We start from the raw sequence: 730 nt of genomic DNA on the forward strand, positions 1-730 counted from the left end.
GCACGGAGGGGGCGGCGGGACGGGTTGGTGATGGTCAGGGTCACGTCCGCTGTGTCGCCGAGGCGTACGGAGGTGTCGCCGGAGCGGGTCAGGCCCAGGCGTCGTACGGGGGCGGCCAGGGCGAAGTCACAGGCGCAGGCCACGGCCAGGGGTGCGTTGACCGCCAGGATGCCCGTCCAGCCGGGTTCCCAGATGCCGACCGGGAGGGAGCCCAGGGCCGCGAGAAGGGCGGCGCGTCCGGTGAGTGCCATCAGCGGGGGACGGGGACGTGGGCGAGGATCGCGTTGATGACGGAGTCGGCCGTCACGCCTTCCATTTCGGCCTCCGGGCGGAGTTGTACACGGTGGCGGAGGGTGGGGAGGGCCAGTGCCTTCACGTCGTCGGGGATGACGTAGTCGCGGCCTGTCAGCCAGGCCCAGGCGCGGGCGGTGGCCAGGAGGGCCGTGGCGCCTCGGGGGGAGACGCCGAGGGTGAGGGACGGCGACTCGCGGGTGGCGCGGCAGATGTCGACGACGTAGGCGGTGATCTCTGGGGAGATCGTCGTCTTGGCGACGGCGGCGCGTGCCGCTTCCAGGTCGGCCGGGCCCGCTACGGGGCGTACGCCGGCGGCGTGGAGGTCGCGTGGGTTGAAGCCCTCGGCGTGGCGGGTCAGGACGTCGATCTCGTCCTGCCGGGAGGGGAGGGGGATGGTGAGCTTGAGGAGGAAGCGGTCCAGCTGGGCTTCGGGGAG

General features: G+C 73.0%; 1 protein-coding gene and 1 pseudogene. Both read right to left on the reverse strand.

Features of this window, described 5'->3' with window-relative positions; genetic code table 11:
- A pseudogene (locus CA983_RS44530) lies at positions 1-251 on the reverse strand (DUF58 domain-containing protein); the annotation flags it as partial.
- Positions 251-730 (reverse strand): AAA family ATPase (locus CA983_RS44535; RefSeq protein ID WP_143645903.1); only part of this gene is annotated, 480 nt, incomplete at its 5' end. The pseudogene CA983_RS44530 and the gene CA983_RS44535, both read right to left, overlap by 1 nt.

The sequence above is a fragment of the Streptomyces swartbergensis genome, assembly GCF_002148965.1.
In the GTDB taxonomy this organism is placed as follows: domain Bacteria; phylum Actinomycetota; class Actinomycetes; order Streptomycetales; family Streptomycetaceae; genus Streptomyces; species Streptomyces swartbergensis.